Annotated in this window: 12 protein-coding genes; 9 read left to right on the top strand and 3 right to left on the bottom strand. The window is 37.8% G+C overall.

Going from position 1 to position 15427, the window contains the following annotated elements; translation table 11 throughout:
* Positions 1-282 precede the first annotated feature (282 nt).
* The 3 genes from EDC37_RS10055 to EDC37_RS10045 all read left to right on the top strand — a co-directional run bounded on the left by EDC37_RS10055 (position 283) and on the right by EDC37_RS10045 (position 2595).
* Positions 283-1068, top strand: coding sequence for a transporter substrate-binding domain-containing protein (locus EDC37_RS10055; protein ID WP_165874503.1), 786 nt, complete (start codon positions 283-285; stop codon positions 1066-1068).
* A 145-nt stretch (positions 1069-1213) separates the two neighbouring features.
* The gene (locus EDC37_RS10050; protein WP_196589932.1) at positions 1214-1873 is read left to right on the top strand and encodes an amino acid ABC transporter permease; all 660 of its coding nucleotides are present in this window, start codon (positions 1214-1216) and stop codon (positions 1871-1873) included.
* Positions 1870-2595: an amino acid ABC transporter ATP-binding protein gene (locus tag EDC37_RS10045; protein ID WP_132550937.1), complete on the top strand. Its 726-nt coding sequence runs from the start codon at positions 1870-1872 to the stop codon at positions 2593-2595. The genes EDC37_RS10050 and EDC37_RS10045 overlap by 4 nt, the downstream gene beginning before the upstream one ends.
* 99 nt (positions 2596-2694) lie before the next feature.
* On the opposite strand, the gene EDC37_RS10040 is transcribed toward EDC37_RS10045, so the two are convergent.
* Complete coding sequence (locus tag EDC37_RS10040; RefSeq protein WP_132550935.1) at positions 2695-3597, bottom strand: response regulator; 903 nt, start codon at positions 3595-3597, stop codon at positions 2695-2697.
* Positions 3598-3607: 10 nt separating this feature from the next.
* Positions 3608-4921, bottom strand: a complete 1314-nt coding sequence (locus EDC37_RS10035; protein ID WP_132550933.1) for a sensor histidine kinase — start codon at positions 4919-4921, stop codon at positions 3608-3610.
* 290 nt (positions 4922-5211) lie between these two features.
* Here EDC37_RS10035 and EDC37_RS10030 point away from each other — a divergent pair, with 290 nt between their 5' ends.
* Entirely contained in the window at positions 5212-6636 is a 1425-nt protein-coding gene (locus tag EDC37_RS10030) for a DASS family sodium-coupled anion symporter (protein ID WP_132550931.1), read from the top strand.
* A gap of 166 nt (positions 6637-6802) precedes the next feature.
* Positions 6803-8191 (top strand): aspartate ammonia-lyase, encoded by a 1389-nt coding sequence (locus EDC37_RS10025; protein WP_132550929.1) that lies wholly within the window; start codon positions 6803-6805, stop codon positions 8189-8191.
* Between the two features lie 70 nt (positions 8192-8261).
* Here EDC37_RS10025 and EDC37_RS10020 read toward each other — a convergent pair whose 3' ends face one another.
* Positions 8262-9413: a response regulator gene (locus EDC37_RS10020; RefSeq protein ID WP_196589931.1), complete on the bottom strand. Its 1152-nt coding sequence runs from the start codon at positions 9411-9413 to the stop codon at positions 8262-8264.
* A 157-nt stretch (positions 9414-9570) separates the two neighbouring features.
* Here EDC37_RS10020 and EDC37_RS10015 point away from each other — a divergent pair, with 157 nt between their 5' ends.
* From EDC37_RS10015 to urtB, 4 genes are all read left to right on the top strand, one after another.
* Entirely contained in the window at positions 9571-12219 is a 2649-nt protein-coding gene (locus tag EDC37_RS10015; protein ID WP_132550927.1) for a hybrid sensor histidine kinase/response regulator, read from the top strand.
* Between the two features lies 1 nt (position 12220).
* Complete coding sequence (locus EDC37_RS10010) at positions 12221-12967, top strand: response regulator transcription factor (protein ID WP_132550925.1); 747 nt, start codon at positions 12221-12223, stop codon at positions 12965-12967.
* A gap of 202 nt (positions 12968-13169) precedes the next feature.
* Positions 13170-14423 carry an urea ABC transporter substrate-binding protein gene (gene urtA, locus EDC37_RS10005; protein WP_231040118.1) on the top strand — a complete coding sequence of 418 codons (1254 nt, stop codon included), beginning with the start codon at positions 13170-13172 and terminating at the stop codon, positions 14421-14423.
* 85 nt (positions 14424-14508) lie between these two features.
* A complete protein-coding gene (urtB, locus tag EDC37_RS10000) occupies positions 14509-15417 on the top strand; it encodes an urea ABC transporter permease subunit UrtB (protein WP_132550923.1) in 909 nt (302 codons plus the stop codon).
* The last annotated feature ends 10 nt before the right edge of the window (positions 15418-15427 follow it).

The following is a 15427-nucleotide window of genomic DNA, read 5'->3' as shown; positions in this document are numbered from 1 at the left end:
AAAGCAAATGTCTATTTCTTCATTAAAAAATTCGTTTATTTACCAATAAATAACCAAAGCATTCAAATCATTTACCCAGATAATAAGTTTACAAATTAATAAATAAAGACAGGAAAATTTAAATATCCGTTGAATTTAAAAAAGTAGTATTTATTAGTGGATAATATAATTTTCCGCAATGATTGATTCCAAAATAATACATTACAATAAAAAGCGGCAATGATGCGCAAAACAGAACGTATTATTGGCGCCTTTTTATATATTTTAGAGGGGGATTTACTTATGAAGCAAAGCTGGAAACGGTTTATTGTATGTGCCGTATCATTATTGGCAGTTTCTCTTGCCATCGTCGGCTGCGGCAGCCAGTCATCACAGGAAGACAGTTCATTGAAAGGAAAAAAGCTGACAATAGGGATAGGTACATATGCTCCTTTTTCGTATCAGGATCAGGATGGTAAACAAATCGGCTATGATGTTGACTTAATCGATGCCTTGAGCCAAAAGCTCGGCTTTACCTATAATTTAAAGGTCATGGAATATGATCCTATGCTTATTTCCATCCAAAACAAAGACATAGACATGGCAGCGGGACAGATCAGCATAACTGATGAACGCAAGAAAAAAATAGGATTCAGCGATCCATATTATTATGCCGGACTACATGCTGCCGTAAAAAAAGACTCACCTATCAAGAGCATGGATGACCTGCATGGGAAGAAAATTGCTGTAGAAAAAGGCACAGCTGCACATGTATATGTGACCAAGAATTATACTGATGCTGATGTTGTCGTCTTCCCTCAACAATCGGCAGCATATCTAGAAGTAGAAAAAGGTGCCGCTGACGCAACTCTTTATGACACACCCAATGTATTGTATTATTTGCAGACCCATCCTGACAGCACTCTACATATAGTAGGTGACGAAGTACAAAAAGTGCCATGTGGTTTTGCTTTCCCGAAGGACAGTAAATACATTGAACAGGTAAATCAGGCATTGAAAGAATTGAAAGATGATGGTACTATAGATAGAATACAAGAAAAGTGGCTGAGCACGAAGGCTTCTGAATAGTATCCGAAAAATATGTGCAGGCTTTTGAATAATATATCAAAAGCCTGCATTTTCTGAGTATATTGTTAAAAGTTCTTTCTCACCCCACTATCTTATTTCATATATACATACCAAACAATAATCATCACAAAAGGAGGAACTGCTTGTGTTCGATTGGAATGGTGTAATGACTGTTTTCCCCCGTATCGCAGAGGGTATGCAGCTCACTATATACATAGCAGTCTCGGGTATCATCATCGGCTTTATAATCGGGCTAATTACTGGCTATATTCGCACAACAGAACATTGTATTCTGAAAAAAATAATGAGTTTTTATGTATGGTTGGTACGCAGCACACCGATAATCGTCCAGGCACTGTACATATATTTTGTACTTCCCCGTATACTGGATATTCCTTTTGACCGTAATCTGGCGGGCATAATCTGTATTTCCATAAACGCCGGTGCTTATATTTCTGAAATAGTACGTGGTGCAATCCTAAGTGTCCCGCGCGGTCAATGGGAAGCTGGATTATCCTTAGGGCTTAGCCGCCTGCAAGTCATCACGCACTTAATTTTTCCCCTAGCATTTAAAAATATGCTGCCCGCTCTCGGCAACCAATTTATTATCACTATCAAAGATACGTCCATTCTTACCGTCATCGGTGTAGCAGAAATGACTTATCAGGCAGGACAGTACGCCGCCACATCTTTTAACCTTGTCGAAAGCTATACCACTTTAGCAGTATTTTATTTATTTTTAATTTCTATATTAACAGTAATTTTAGGTCTTTTAGAGAAAAAAATGGGAGTTGGTACAAAATGATGGAGGTACGTCATCTAAAGAAAAAATATCAGGAAAACACTGTACTCAATGATATTAACCTCTCATTCCAAACTAAAGACGTGACTTGTATCCTTGGTCCCTCCGGTGCTGGTAAAAGTACGCTGCTCCGCTGCCTGAACCTTCTTGAAAAACCTACTGAAGGTAAGATATTATATGAAGGAAAAGATATTCTGGGCAAACAATTTGATATACGGCAGCTGCGTGAAGAAGTCGGCATGGTTTTCCAACATTTTAATTTATTTCCCTTAAAAACAGTTGCGGAAAATATTATGCTGGCGCCACGTCTTGTGAAAAAGACCGGGAAAAAAGAAGCCCGTGAATGTGCCGAAGCAATGCTTGCAAAAGTTGGCCTGGCTGATAAAGCTGATGCAATGCCTACTTCTCTTTCTGGTGGGCAGCAGCAACGTGTGGCAATTGCCCGTGCACTGGCCATGCAGCCTAAGATGATTCTTTTTGATGAACCCACATCAGCACTTGATCCTGAGCTTGTAGGCGATGTTTTAAATGTTATGCGCAAGTTAGCTGACGAAGGTATGTCCATGATAATCGTCACACATGAAATGAATTTTGCCAAGGAAGTTGCCGATCGTGTTATTTTCATGGCCGATGGCAGTATTATAGAAGATGCCCTGCCTGACCAATTTTTTTCAGCGCCTAAAACAGAACGTGCAAAGTCTTTCCTTGCCCGTTTCCTCATCTGACACATTTTTTCACGTATATAAAAATTTTCACTATAAAAAGCTCCTGTAATTATATGACAGATTTTATTACAATTTGTCGCATAATCGCAGGAGCTTTTTTTATATTTCATCTCTTTTACTACATTCGATATATAATGTTCGCAAAAATTTTTTACTATTTATATGCGTTTGCGTTATTTGTGGTTTCTCCCCTTGCTTCAGACTGCGCATCAACGCATATACCTCTGCTAAATCAAAATAACGTGAGGCATAGTCATCAAACTTGGGATTTGTCAAATCGACAATGCCTATAGACGCGATATTTACCATCGCCTGAAAAATAGTTCTGCGCAATCGCTGCTCAATGGCTTTGCTATCCTTCTGCACATCTTTGCCTTTCTTTTCCAAGGCCAAGCGTGAAAAAATACTTTTCAAAGACGGAAACTCCTCTATCTCTCCGATTTTATCCTGTTCTAGCTGCTGCAACATTAGCAAGATTTCCTGACTATTGGCCTCACTATCAATTCCCATATTTTTTAATATGAAGCGACCATTTTCAACTATGGAAAAAGGCCTATTTTCTGAATTTCTCTTAACTTCTTCAGGATTATATACTGTATGCAATCCCATTCTAATATTATCAACAAAATTTTTTAAACAAGTATGTTCACTGACCGCCCGTATTACGCCGACAACTTCATTTCGATTGATGGGTTTTGTAATATAATAATCAACGCCAGCCGCATAAGCTTTTCCCACCATTTCTTTATTTTCTACCTGTGATAACATAATAATTTTTCCTTTAAAGTCGCCTTTTATATCTTTTACCGTCTGCATTCCGTCACGCACAGGCATAAGCATATCAATTATTAATATATCTATTTTTTTCAACCGCAAGAACTTATTGTCTAATGATACTGCATTATCTAATGCCACTACCACTTCTCCGAGTTCATAATCTTCTATAATATCCTGCAACATGGTGCATACAGCCTTATCATCATCTACAATCATAAATTTCATAGATCCATCTTCATCCCTTTGCCAATTTTTTCAGAGGGATCTGCAATGTACATTCAACACTGTCAATCCCATCTGAATTTATTGTTATTGAACCGCCCAGTCTTTCAACATGATTTTTGACATAAGACAAGCCTACACCCGTTGAAGCATTCCCTTTACTGTCAAACTTTGTCGTATAGCCTGGTTGAAAGACTAAACCCAATCTATTCGCCGCAATAAAACTTCCCGTATTTGTTATCAAAATACGCAGCATATCTTCTTCCCTGCTTACAAATAACCTAATAGTGCCTGTTTTATTAACCGCTTCTACCGCATTCGACATTATATTATTTACCATAGAAAGCAATGTATAAACATGAAGTGGTGGTATATCTCCATTCAGGCGTACCCGAAAAGCGATCTCCTTAGCAAGTGATTTCGCATATTTTTTATGCAAATTTACGCTCAGCTCTGCAATTGCTTTTATCGGTAGAAATTCATCCAGTTTTTTATCACGATTATTGGTAATTGCCATAAGCCCTGCGTAAACCCTCTGATTATCTTTTTTTATATCGTGCAGCGTCCCCGCAATATTTAACACCTTTTGCGCTAAATTTTTCTCCGGCTCGTTTTTTGCATGTGCTTGCAGTTCTTCATAAATTTTATAACATTCACGAGTGGTCTCTTCCGCATTTTTTTGCGATTCACTTAACTGTACCACTTCATTGTAAACATTGGTAACTAACATCAGCATACTTTCTTTTTCCCGTCGTTCCTGTTTCATACGCACTTCCATAGTATAAATCTGCGCCAAAAAGAAAAAGCTCAAAATAAAAAAACATCTTAAAATAGCTATTAACGTTATTTTTACAATCATTGCCGGCGTAGGAAATTGCCATAACCCTGACAATGCTATACAAGTTGCCGAAAGTTCAGCAACACTGGCAGCCACTTCCGCCAAAATCGACCAACCAGCTATCTGCAACGCCTTATCATATATGCAGACATGATTAAATTTGGGGATAGAGAAAAATCCGGCATAAACAAAATAATAGAAAAAAGTCGCCACATGCAGCCAAACTGCCTGCCCAAAATTAATCCCACCGGTATAAATATCTATTGCCGCCCGGAAAATGACCACAAAAATTCCCATACATACACCAATAAAAGTAAAGGATGCATTATGTATAGAAAGAATAAACAGAAGGAATACGGGAGAACCCAAACTGACTTGGAATTGAGCAAAAGCACCATCAAAAGGATGAATTTTTAATTCTCCTGCAAGCGAAACGCAGATGAGCATAAATAAGAATATGATTATATCCCGCTTGTTCTTTGGATACATATTAAATCCTCCCTTTATAATAACATTTCAATATGCAATATTTATTCTATCATGCTTAACATTTATTGAAAACCAAAAACAGTTATTTTAAAATAAATTTTTTTAATAATGTATATTGTCTGTAGGTTGTTGTCGAATCCTGTAGACACAATTGTATATATAATACAAGGACAAAATAATATAAGTATATCGATATATTATATTAAAATTTATGAATGGTTTAAGCATAATTCGCAATATTATGTTAGCTTACATTATTCTCTAAAAAATTACAAAAGGAGATTTAAAAAATGAACAATGAAAAATCCTTACGATCTAAACTTTGGCAAGGTATTTTCTGCATCATTGTCGGTGTGATAATCTGGTTCTTGCCTGTACCAGCCGGTATTAGTCCACAGGCATGGCATCTTTTAGCGATTTTTGCCGCTACTATTGTCGGTTTCATTTTACATCCACTGCCAATAGGTGCAATATCCATTATTGCCTGTACCGCACTTGTCATCCTGCAAGTACTAAAGGCAGAAGAAGCACTCGCTGGCTTCAGCAATACTACTATCTGGCTTATAGTTTCCGCTTTTATGTTTGCCGAAGGCTTTATCAAAACAGGACTTGGCAAACGTATTGCCTATCTTCTTCTTGCTAAGTTTGGTACCAGTTCACTGCGCGTAGCTTATGTAATAAGTACCGCTGATTTCATTATAGCACCCTTTACACCTTCCAACACAGCCAGAGGCGGCGGCATTATCTTCCCCATAGTAAACAGTATTTGTTCAGCAATTGGTGCCAACCCCAATGAAAAAACAAATCATCGTACAGCGTCCTTTTTCATTTTCAGTTCGTACTGCGCGGTCATTACTTCAGCTTGTATTTTTCTCACAGGCGCTTCCAACAACGCACTTGCCGCTTCTCTGTCAAAAACATTGTTTGGTATAACCATAACCTGGACAGACTGGTTTATCGCCTGTATCGTGCCAGGAATTATATTGTCTATAATAACCCCTTGGCTCCTATATAAAATAATAAATCCAGAACTCAAATCAACGCCTAAAGCTAGAGAGCTATCTGCCAAAAAATTAGTTGAAATGGGTCCAATGTCAGGTAAAGAAAAACTACTCTGTGGTATCTTTCTCTGTGCTTTGCTCTTATGGGCTACAAGTCCTATACATGGCATTGACTCTGCATTTGTTGCCCTGCTCGGGCTCAGTGCTATGCTCATAGCGCACATAATCGATTGGGATGATGTGCTGCACCAAAAAGGTGCTTGGGATGTTTTAATCTGGATGGGTGTCCTGGTTAACATGGCTGCTTATCTTTCTAAGCTAGGTTTGATGGATTACTTTGCTAATGCAGTAGGCAGCAGTCTTGGTGACACCTCATGGTTAATAATGCTCATTGTATTATCCATCGTCTATGTTTATGCCCACTATGGATTAGCCAGTAACAGTGCACACGTAATGGCTTTATTCGGTACTTTCTCAGCAGTCCTTATCACTGCCGGAGCACCGGCACTCGGTGTGCTTATCATCTTAGGTGTTCTAGCCAACAGTTGTTCCTTCCTCACACACTATGGTTGTGGAGTTACACCCATATTCTTTGGTGCCAATTATATGAGCCAAGGACAATGGTGGAAAATAGGTTTTCTCATTTCAACAATGCATATTGTTGTTTGGTTACTCATCGGATTACCGTGGATGAAGTTGATTGGTTTTTTCTAAAAATTCATTTGAAAGTATATCAATTTTCATCCAAATGATGTATAATGAAGGAGTAAAGATGTTGTATACAATATACAGTATATATCATAAGTATATATTCTAAGTTTATCCAGTTATATTTTCTAATTAACAAAACATTTTATACAAAAAGGAAAGGTGTACTATTATGAGAAAAGAACGCGATTTTCTTGGCGAATTAAATGTACCAGATGACGTATATTATGGAGTACAGACACTTCGTGCCAAAGAAAATTTTCATATTACAGGACAGACCATTGATCCCGATTTTGTTCAGTCCTTTGCCAAAGTAAAAAAAGCGGCCGCTTTAGCCAATATGTCTACCGGTCGATTAGATAAAAAAATAGGTGATGCTTTAATACAAGCTGCTGATGAAATAATTGCAGGCAAGATGCTTGACCAATTCCCAGTTGATCCAATACAAGGTGGTGCTGGTACTTCTGTAAACATGAATGTCAATGAAGTGCTTGTCAATCGTGCGCTGGAAATACTCGGTGAAAAAAAAGGCAGCTATGATATTATTTCTCCTAATAACCATGCCAATATGGCGCAATCAACAAATGATTCATTCCCTACTTCAGTCAAAGTATGTATAAGTTATAAAAGCAAGAAACTTATCACTGCACTAGAACGCCTTGCCAGTGAATTAGATAAAAAAGCGGAAGAATACAAAAACATCTTAAAGATGGGCCGTACCCATTTACAAGATGCTGTACCTATTGCGCTTGGACAGGAAATGGGATCATATGCTTCTGCTGTACGCCGTGGTATTGAACGCATTAAAACAGCTGTAGATTCTATCCATACAGTAAACATGGGTGCTACTGCCGTAGGTACTGGCCTTAATGCCGAACCTGCATATATTAAAGCTGTAGCCAAAACACTTTCTACTGTTACTGGTGAAACTTTCAAAACTGCGGACAATCTCATTGACGCGACAAATAACACTGATGGTTTTGCCGATGTGTCAGCCTCATTAAAAGTCACCGCCCTTGTTCTCATCAAGATGGCCAATGATTTCCGGCTCATGGCTTCCGGCCCGCGCTGTGGCATCAATGAACTCAAATTACCGCCTCGTCAACCAGGCTCTTCCATCATGCCAGGAAAAGTAAACCCTGTTATTGCAGAAGTACTTGACCAGACCTGCTACCAAGTTATAGCTAATGATTTAGCTGTTTCTCTCGGTGTTGAAAACGGCCAGTTTGAACTCAATGTAATGGAACCAGTAATTTCTTTTAACATCTTCAACTCCATTAATTATCTGACAAACGCTGTCAATACATTTGTGGAAAAACTGCTTATCGATTTGCAGCCAAACAGCAAACAATGCCAGAAGTGGTTAGATGGAAGCGTTGGTATTGTCACTGCGCTTTTACCACATATTGGTTACGAAAATGCGTCCATGCTTGCCAAGGAAGCATATGCTACAGGTGCGCCTATCCGTGAAATAGTGCTGAAAAAAGGTCTCTTACCAAAAGAAAAATTGGAACATATCCTTTCTCCTGCACAAATGACACATCCTGGTATTGCTGAATAAAACTTGTAAATTACATTATTAAAAGGCTCCCTGCACAGATAATAGCAGGGAGCCTTTTTGTATGGTTATCTTATATATTATTATCGATAGTATCATCTGCAAAATTTTCTATGCATGGTAAAGAAAAAAAGAAAGTCGCGCCCTTTTCAAGCTGCCCTGTCATCCAAGCCTTTCCTCCCTGCCTTTGCAAAATGCGTTGGCAGATGGCAAGGCCGACACCAGTACCTTCAAATTCACTTTCTGAATGAAGCCGTTCAAATACATGGAACAGACGATTTACATAACGCATATCAAAACCTGCACCGTTATCTTTAACAGAAAAGACAAGATAATCTTCTGTTTGCTGACAACTAATTTTAATGATGGCGTGTTCTTTTTTCCTCGTATATTTTAAAGCATTAGACAAAATGTTTTGGCACAAAAGTTTAAAAAGAATTGGATCCGCATATATACAAGGTAACTCCTCTATATGAAAACAGATTTTTCTGGACGGTTCCAATGCCCGCAATTCATTATATGTTGTCAAAAAAACCGGCCGCGGATCAATTTTATGCATATGTATCTCTTTACTGCCTGCATGTGAAAACTCTAATAAATGATCGATAATATCTGTTACTTCATGTGATTTTTCTTGTATATTTGCAGCAAGTTCCCTTTCATCTATAGTGAATTTTGCAGCACAATCATGCAGTAAGAAATCAATTAAACGCTTTATAGAAAGTAATGGTGCTTTAAGGTCATGCGCAACAGAATAACAAAAGCTATCAAGATTTTTGTATGCATTTTCCAATTCTTCTGTTCGCTGTGCCAGTTTCAACTGCGTATTAACTCGTGCGATTAATTCCGCTGGTTTAAATGGCTTTGTAACATAGTCCTGTGCGCCCAACTCAAATGCTTTTTTTATACTTTCTTCATCATTACTGGCTGTCAAAAAAATAATAGGTATTTTTTTATATTTAGAATCATTTTTCAATAATCTACAAAAATCAAAACCATCCATTTCCGGCATAGTAACATCAAGCAAAATAATGTGTGGCAACCGGAATTGCAATAATTGTAAAGCAGAATTAGCACTTTTAGCAACCCGGATAGTAAAATCAGACCGTTTCAAAATACTGCTTACCAATTCGATACTTTCCGGCGAATCATCTACTATGAGGATTTGTTTCTCATAAGGAACGGCCATAAAAAACACCTTTTCTTCTATATTTTTAGATATCATTTTAACATATTCATTTTTTTCTGCAATGGTATAAAAAAATAATACATTTGTCATTTTAAGGCAATTGGCTTATAATATGGACATAGATTTTGGCAATGGTGCCTGACCACATATTTGGTCAGGCTTTTTTTGTACAATTTGCAGTGAGGATATATCTATGAAAAGAAATTTTGTTATGACGCAATCAAAGCTGCGCCTATTCATGGCAATCAGTTTTTTCATGATTACAGCTTTGTTAGCCATTAGCAGTATATATATGAAAATAAACATTAATGCGGAAAAAACAGCCGAAGAACATCGTATAATGTTCCAGCAACTGGGAGAATCACTGGCAGAAGCATCTGACTATTTAACAGCGGAAGGCCGTAAATATGCAGTTACCGGTGACCGTTCACATATGGAAAATTATTGGCAGGAAATTGAAAAGACCAAAACACGGGATTACGTTATCGAAAAAATGCAGGAAGCGAACGCGCCAGAAAATGAATTATTGTTACTGGAAGAGGCGAAAAAATATTCTGATGAACTGGTAGAAACCGAACGCCGTTCCATGCGATTGGTATTAGAATCAGAACATGTACCAGAGGAATTAATGCCACCACCAGTAGCAACTAAAAAATTAACAGAGAGCGATGCCGCATTATCAGACAATGCCAAAAAAGCCAAAGCTGTTGAAATCATGTTCGACGATAACTATGATACCAGCAAAGAACATATTATGAAACCAATTGCCGCTTTCCAACAGAATATGAACAATCGTTTGGAAAATGAATTGCTGCATGCCCGGCAAAATCTTTATCATGCTTTTGTTTTACAAGTCATTCTGGCATGTCTAATCATTGCCGAAATTCTAGTTTTAATGCGTATTTTCATGCTGTATATAACCCATCCCATCCAACATTATACAAAAAAGTTAGAAGGATTTTCATTCCAGCGTCATTTTTCTTTAAAGGCAGAAGGTACCAAAGAACTGCGTATTTTAGCAGACACCTTTAATACATTGTATATTTCCTTCCAACAAGAATTAAAACGGCGCCAGGAAACAGAAAAGCGCATGATTCTTGCGAAAGAAGAAGCAGAAAAGGCAAACGCAGCTAAAAGTGAATTTCTGGCAAATATGAGCCACGAAATACGGACACCTTTAAATACAATTATCGGCTATCATTACATGTTGGAGCAGCAGCGCCCTACAACAAAAATATTAACTTATACAAATAACATCGGTCTGGCCGCTAAAAATTTATTGGCTATTGTCAATGAAATTCTTGATTTCTCTAAAATTGAATCAGGAAAAATAGAGCTGGAATCAGCTCCTTTTAGTTTTCGGCAGGTATTAAAAGAACTATACACAATGATTGATGTTGAAGCCAAAAAGAAAGGATTGGTTTTTTCTTTAGAAATCGGTGAATCTGTTCCAGATATTATTTGTGGTGATGCTTTTCGTTTAAAAAGAGTTACCTTAAATCTATTATCCAACGCAGTAAAATTTACAGAAAAGGGCTTTATTAACCTTAAAGTCGTGGAAAAACTGCAAAAGGAGCAAGAATGGCTGGAGATGTCCATTACAGATAGCAGTATAGGTATTGCCAAAGAAGCGCAGACGCATTTATTTGAAGCATTTACACAAGCGGACATTTCAACTTCCCGCCGTTTCGGTGGTACAGGCCTCGGTCTAGCTATCAGTCAGCAAATTGCTTTGTTGATGAAGGGAAAAATTGAAGTAAATAGCGAACCTGGCCACGGTTCAACATTTATTTTTTCTTTTCCCGTGCAACGCACAGACAAAACTATCGTGCAGGAAAAACCACTTTCTACAAATATAAATTTTCACGGAATGAAACTCCTTTTGGTTGAAGATAATGAAGTTAACCTGCATATGACTGAGGAAATACTTTCGGGATTTGGCTTTAGTGTCACTACTGCCAATAGTGGTAAAAAGGCTCTTGCAGCAGCTAAGAAAAACAAATATGCTCTTATTCTAATGGATATCCGCATGCCTATAATGGATGGTTATGAAACGGCGGCACACCTGCAAAAGGATTCGCAAAATACGGACACGCCTATTGTGGCCTTATCTGCGGATGTTCTCGGCGATGTACAGGAGAAAGTCCTCGCAGCAGGGATGGCAGGTTATCTGGAAAAACCACTGCAACTAGATAAACTATTAAAAATACTAGCCAAGGTCTTAAAAATTTCTATAAAAAATATACAGTCTCCCGTACCAAAATCAGCGGTTTTTTTCGATCCACAAAGTATTATTAAAAAATTAAAAGGGAAAAAAGCCACATATATAAAAATTCTCACCCTCTTTTATGATAACCATATAAAGGATGAGCGCAAAATCAAATATTATGTCCGCCATAAAGAATATCAAAAGGCAGCCAACCTTTTGCATGAACTAAAGGGAGCATCTGGTAATATTGGGGCAAATGGATTATATGCAGCAATATTATCCTACTCTGCCGCGTTAGACAAAGTAAACGCGGAAAAGCTCGGTACCGATTTTAGCCGTACATTCAATGAATCGATGCAAGCAATCCAACAGTATCTTACAGAAAATGTGACTAAGGAGCCAGCAGCTATAACACCCCCACATGCATCTAAAGATGATATACGTAATTTTCTTTTAATGCTGCAAAGTGGTGATTTTACAGCGAAAGAAACCTGCCGCAAAATGCGAGATTCCCTACGTAGTTTTTTCGGCGAAAATTTTTACAAACGCTTATGGCAGAAAGTAAATACCTATGACTTTCCCGCGGCAGCAATTTTATTATCTAAGGAAATAGGAAAAAATGGAGAGCGATAATATGTATCAGGTATTACTGGTAGATGATGATCGTGCTGAAAGATATATACTGAAACGCTTTAACTGGCAGGCATATGGGTTTTGTATAGCAGGAGAAGCAGCTGATGGAAAAGAGGCTTTGCAATTTTTAACCCACCAAAAGGTAGACCTTATTATAACTGATATACGAATGCCCGGCATGGACGGAATTTCCTTTCTGCAAGAGTTGCGTCAAAAAAAAATCCGCAGTTGTATTATTATCTTAAGCACTTACAATAACTTTGAATATGCCCAGCAAGGCATACGCCTAGGCATATTTGATTATATGACAAAACCGCCTGTAGACAAAGAGCTTCAATTACTTTTACAACGTGTGCGTGACTATTTTACAAGTGAAAAGTATCTGCAAGAAGAAATAGCCGAAAAATATGAAATGAACAAGAATAGTATCGCCACTAAAATATATCGCTTTATCCTTGACCACATTGAAGACAATATCACTTTAGACAGTATCGCCCAAGAATTTTCAATAAGCCGTGATTATGCCGGAAAATATTTCAAACAAAAGGTGGGTGAAAATTTTAATGAATACTTAACTAAAATAAAAATGGAACATGCAAAATACTTATTACGTACTGGTAAATATAAAAATTATGAAATCAGCGACCGTTTAGGTTATGCAAGTCCCGATTATTTTCGCCGCCTGTTTAAGCTTTATACTAAAATGACACCTGGTGAATATAAAAGAAATATTAATGATAAAAAATAAGTACTTTTACAAAGGAATTGATAATTATCGTTTTTTTACTGGAAAATATCTTTTTTATATGGTTTTTTCTGATAGCAAAAATTGTTAAACTGATATTGTCTTAAAAACAATATAGCAAACAGCAACGACGCTGTGGTATGTATGCATATACGTACCACAGCGTTTTTTTATTTTTGCTGTTACAAGGAAGGAATGGAATCATATGAAAATCAATTTTTTCTCCAAAATGAAAAAAAGTGCGACTATAACAATGACAGCTCTTTTTGTTTCATCAGCTCTTTTAAGTGGTTGCGGCAATTCGCAGGTATCACAATCTAGTGACACAGGAACCGATTCCAAGGATGCGATCAAAGTTGGTATCCTCCATTCACTAAGCGGTACAATGGCAATAAGTGAAGTTTCTGTAAAAGATGCAGAAATGATGGCTATTGATGAAATCAATGCCAAAGGCGGTGTTTTAGGTAAAAAAATAGAGCCTGTTACTGAAGATGGCGCTTCAGATCCAGCAGTTTTTGCTGAAAAAGCAAAAAAACTCTTACAGCAGGATAAGGTAGCAACTATTTTTGGTTGTTGGACCTCAGCCAGCCGCAAAGCAGTATTGCCTGTAGTTGAAAGTAACAATGGACTCTTATGGTACCCTGTACAATACGAAGGGATGGAATCATCACCAAACATTTTTTACACAGGTGCCGCCCCGAACCAACAGATTGTCCCAGCAGTTGATTGGCTGCTAAAAAACAAAGGCAAAAAATTCTTTTTGATCGGTTCCGATTATGTATTCCCGCGTACTGCTAATAAGATAATCAAAGCTGAACTTCAAGCAGAAGGCGGTCAGGTCGTAGGGGAAGAATATACGCCAATGGGTCATACAGATTATAGTACAATCATCAACAAGATCAAAGAAGAAAAACCTGATGTAGTATTTAATACACTTAACGGTGACAGTAATGTAGCTTTCTTTAAGCAGCTCAAGGATGCAGGAATAACGGAAAAAGATCTCATTACCTGTTCAGTCAGCATTGCTGAAGAAGAAGTCCGCGGTATTGGCGCAGAAAACATGGCAGGACAGCTCGTTTCCTGGAACTATTACCAAACAACTGATACACCTGAAAATAAAGACTTCGTTACCAATTATAAAGCTCGTTATGGACAAGACCGTGTAACAGATGATCCCATAGAAGCAGCATATGACGCAGTGTACTTATGGGCTGCAGCTGTAGAAAAAGCTGGTTCAACTGATGTTGACAAGGTAAAAGAAGCAGCAAAAGACTTAGAATTTAAAGCACCAGAAGGAACTGTAAAAATAGAAGGAGAAAATCAACACCTTTGGAAAAAAGTCCGTATTGGTGAAGTCCAACCAGATGGAATGATTAAAGAAGTTTGGAGCACACCAGATCCCATACGCCCCGATCCATTCTTAAAAACATATGATTGGGCAAAAGGACTTGCTAATTAGTTGATTAATTGAATAATAAAATAAAGCGGTATTTAAAAACATACCGCTTTATTTTTATTAACAAAAGGAGGCCGCAGTAAATACTATGGATACTTATCTACTTCAGATTTTTAACGGTATTAGTGTAAGTTCAATTTTCATGCTGGCTGCATTGGGGTTGGCAATCACCTTCGGTCTTATGAAAATAATTAATATGGCACATGGTGAGTTTATAATGATTGGTGCTTATGCCGCTTATATGGTACAAAATTTTTTCAGTCAATATTTACCTGCTTCATTCTTTAATTTTTACTTTTTCGCAGCTATCCCTGCATCTTTTCTATTGGCTGGTGTATTAGGCTGGATATTGGAAAGATTAGTTATCCGCCACTTATACGGAAGGTCTTTAGACAGTTTATTGGCTACATGGGGTGTAAGCCTTATATTACAGCAATTGGCCCGCAGCATTTTTGGTGCACCAAATGTAGATGTTAAAAGCCCTGACTGGTTGAATGGTGCATTTTTAGTGCATCCAGGTTTACAATTGCCTTACAAGCGTCTTTTTATTATGCTGATGGTCATTGCTTGCATGGTGGTAATATATTATCTAATGTATCGCAGTAATTATGGCAGGAAAATACGGGCAGTTATGCAAAATCGTGCTATGGCAGCCAGTCTGGGTATAAATACACGCAGAATAGATGCCTATACCTTTGCCTTCGGCTCCGGTTTAGCAGGCATTGCAGGATGCGCCCTGACATTGCTTGGTTCAATAGGTCCGACGCTCGGCACCAATTATATTGTAGATACTTTTATGGTTGTCGTACTTGGCGGAGTTGGTAGTTTGTGGGGAACTATTGCCGGTGGATTTCTAATTGGTACTGGTAATACTACATTGGAATTTCTAACAGATGCAACATTAGGCAAGGTTCTGGTATTCACTTTAGTTATTTTATTTTTACAATGGCGTCCCAAAGGATTGTTTACAATCCACAGTCGTTCATTGGATGAATAGAAAGGGGGCC

Origin of the sequence: Pectinatus cerevisiiphilus (genome assembly GCF_004341685.1) — a bacterium.
Classification (GTDB): domain Bacteria; phylum Bacillota; class Negativicutes; order Selenomonadales; family Selenomonadaceae; genus Pectinatus; species Pectinatus cerevisiiphilus.
The sequence above is the reverse complement of the archived record's forward strand: the minus strand, read 5'-3'. Positions and strand labels throughout refer to the sequence as shown.

Coding starts and splice junctions, on each gene's coding strand:
- urtB (WP_132550923.1), top strand. CDS start 14,509: ATGGATACTTATCTACTTCAGATTTTTAACGGTATTAGTGTAAGTTCA.
- EDC37_RS10045 (WP_132550937.1), top strand. CDS start 1,870: ATGATGGAGGTACGTCATCTAAAGAAAAAATATCAGGAAAACACTGTA.
- EDC37_RS10035 (WP_132550933.1), bottom strand. CDS start 4,921: ATGTATCCAAAGAACAAGCGGGATATAATCATATTCTTATTTATGCTC.
- EDC37_RS10025 (WP_132550929.1), top strand. CDS start 6,803: ATGAGAAAAGAACGCGATTTTCTTGGCGAATTAAATGTACCAGATGAC.
- EDC37_RS10030 (WP_132550931.1), top strand. CDS start 5,212: ATGAACAATGAAAAATCCTTACGATCTAAACTTTGGCAAGGTATTTTC.
- urtA (WP_231040118.1), top strand. CDS start 13,170: ATGAAAATCAATTTTTTCTCCAAAATGAAAAAAAGTGCGACTATAACA.
- EDC37_RS10010 (WP_132550925.1), top strand. CDS start 12,221: ATGTATCAGGTATTACTGGTAGATGATGATCGTGCTGAAAGATATATA.
- EDC37_RS10055 (WP_165874503.1), top strand. CDS start 283: ATGAAGCAAAGCTGGAAACGGTTTATTGTATGTGCCGTATCATTATTG.
- EDC37_RS10040 (WP_132550935.1), bottom strand. CDS start 3,597: ATGAAATTTATGATTGTAGATGATGATAAGGCTGTATGCACCATGTTG.
- EDC37_RS10015 (WP_132550927.1), top strand. CDS start 9,571: ATGAAAAGAAATTTTGTTATGACGCAATCAAAGCTGCGCCTATTCATG.
- EDC37_RS10020 (WP_196589931.1), bottom strand. CDS start 9,413: ATGATATCTAAAAATATAGAAGAAAAGGTGTTTTTTATGGCCGTTCCT.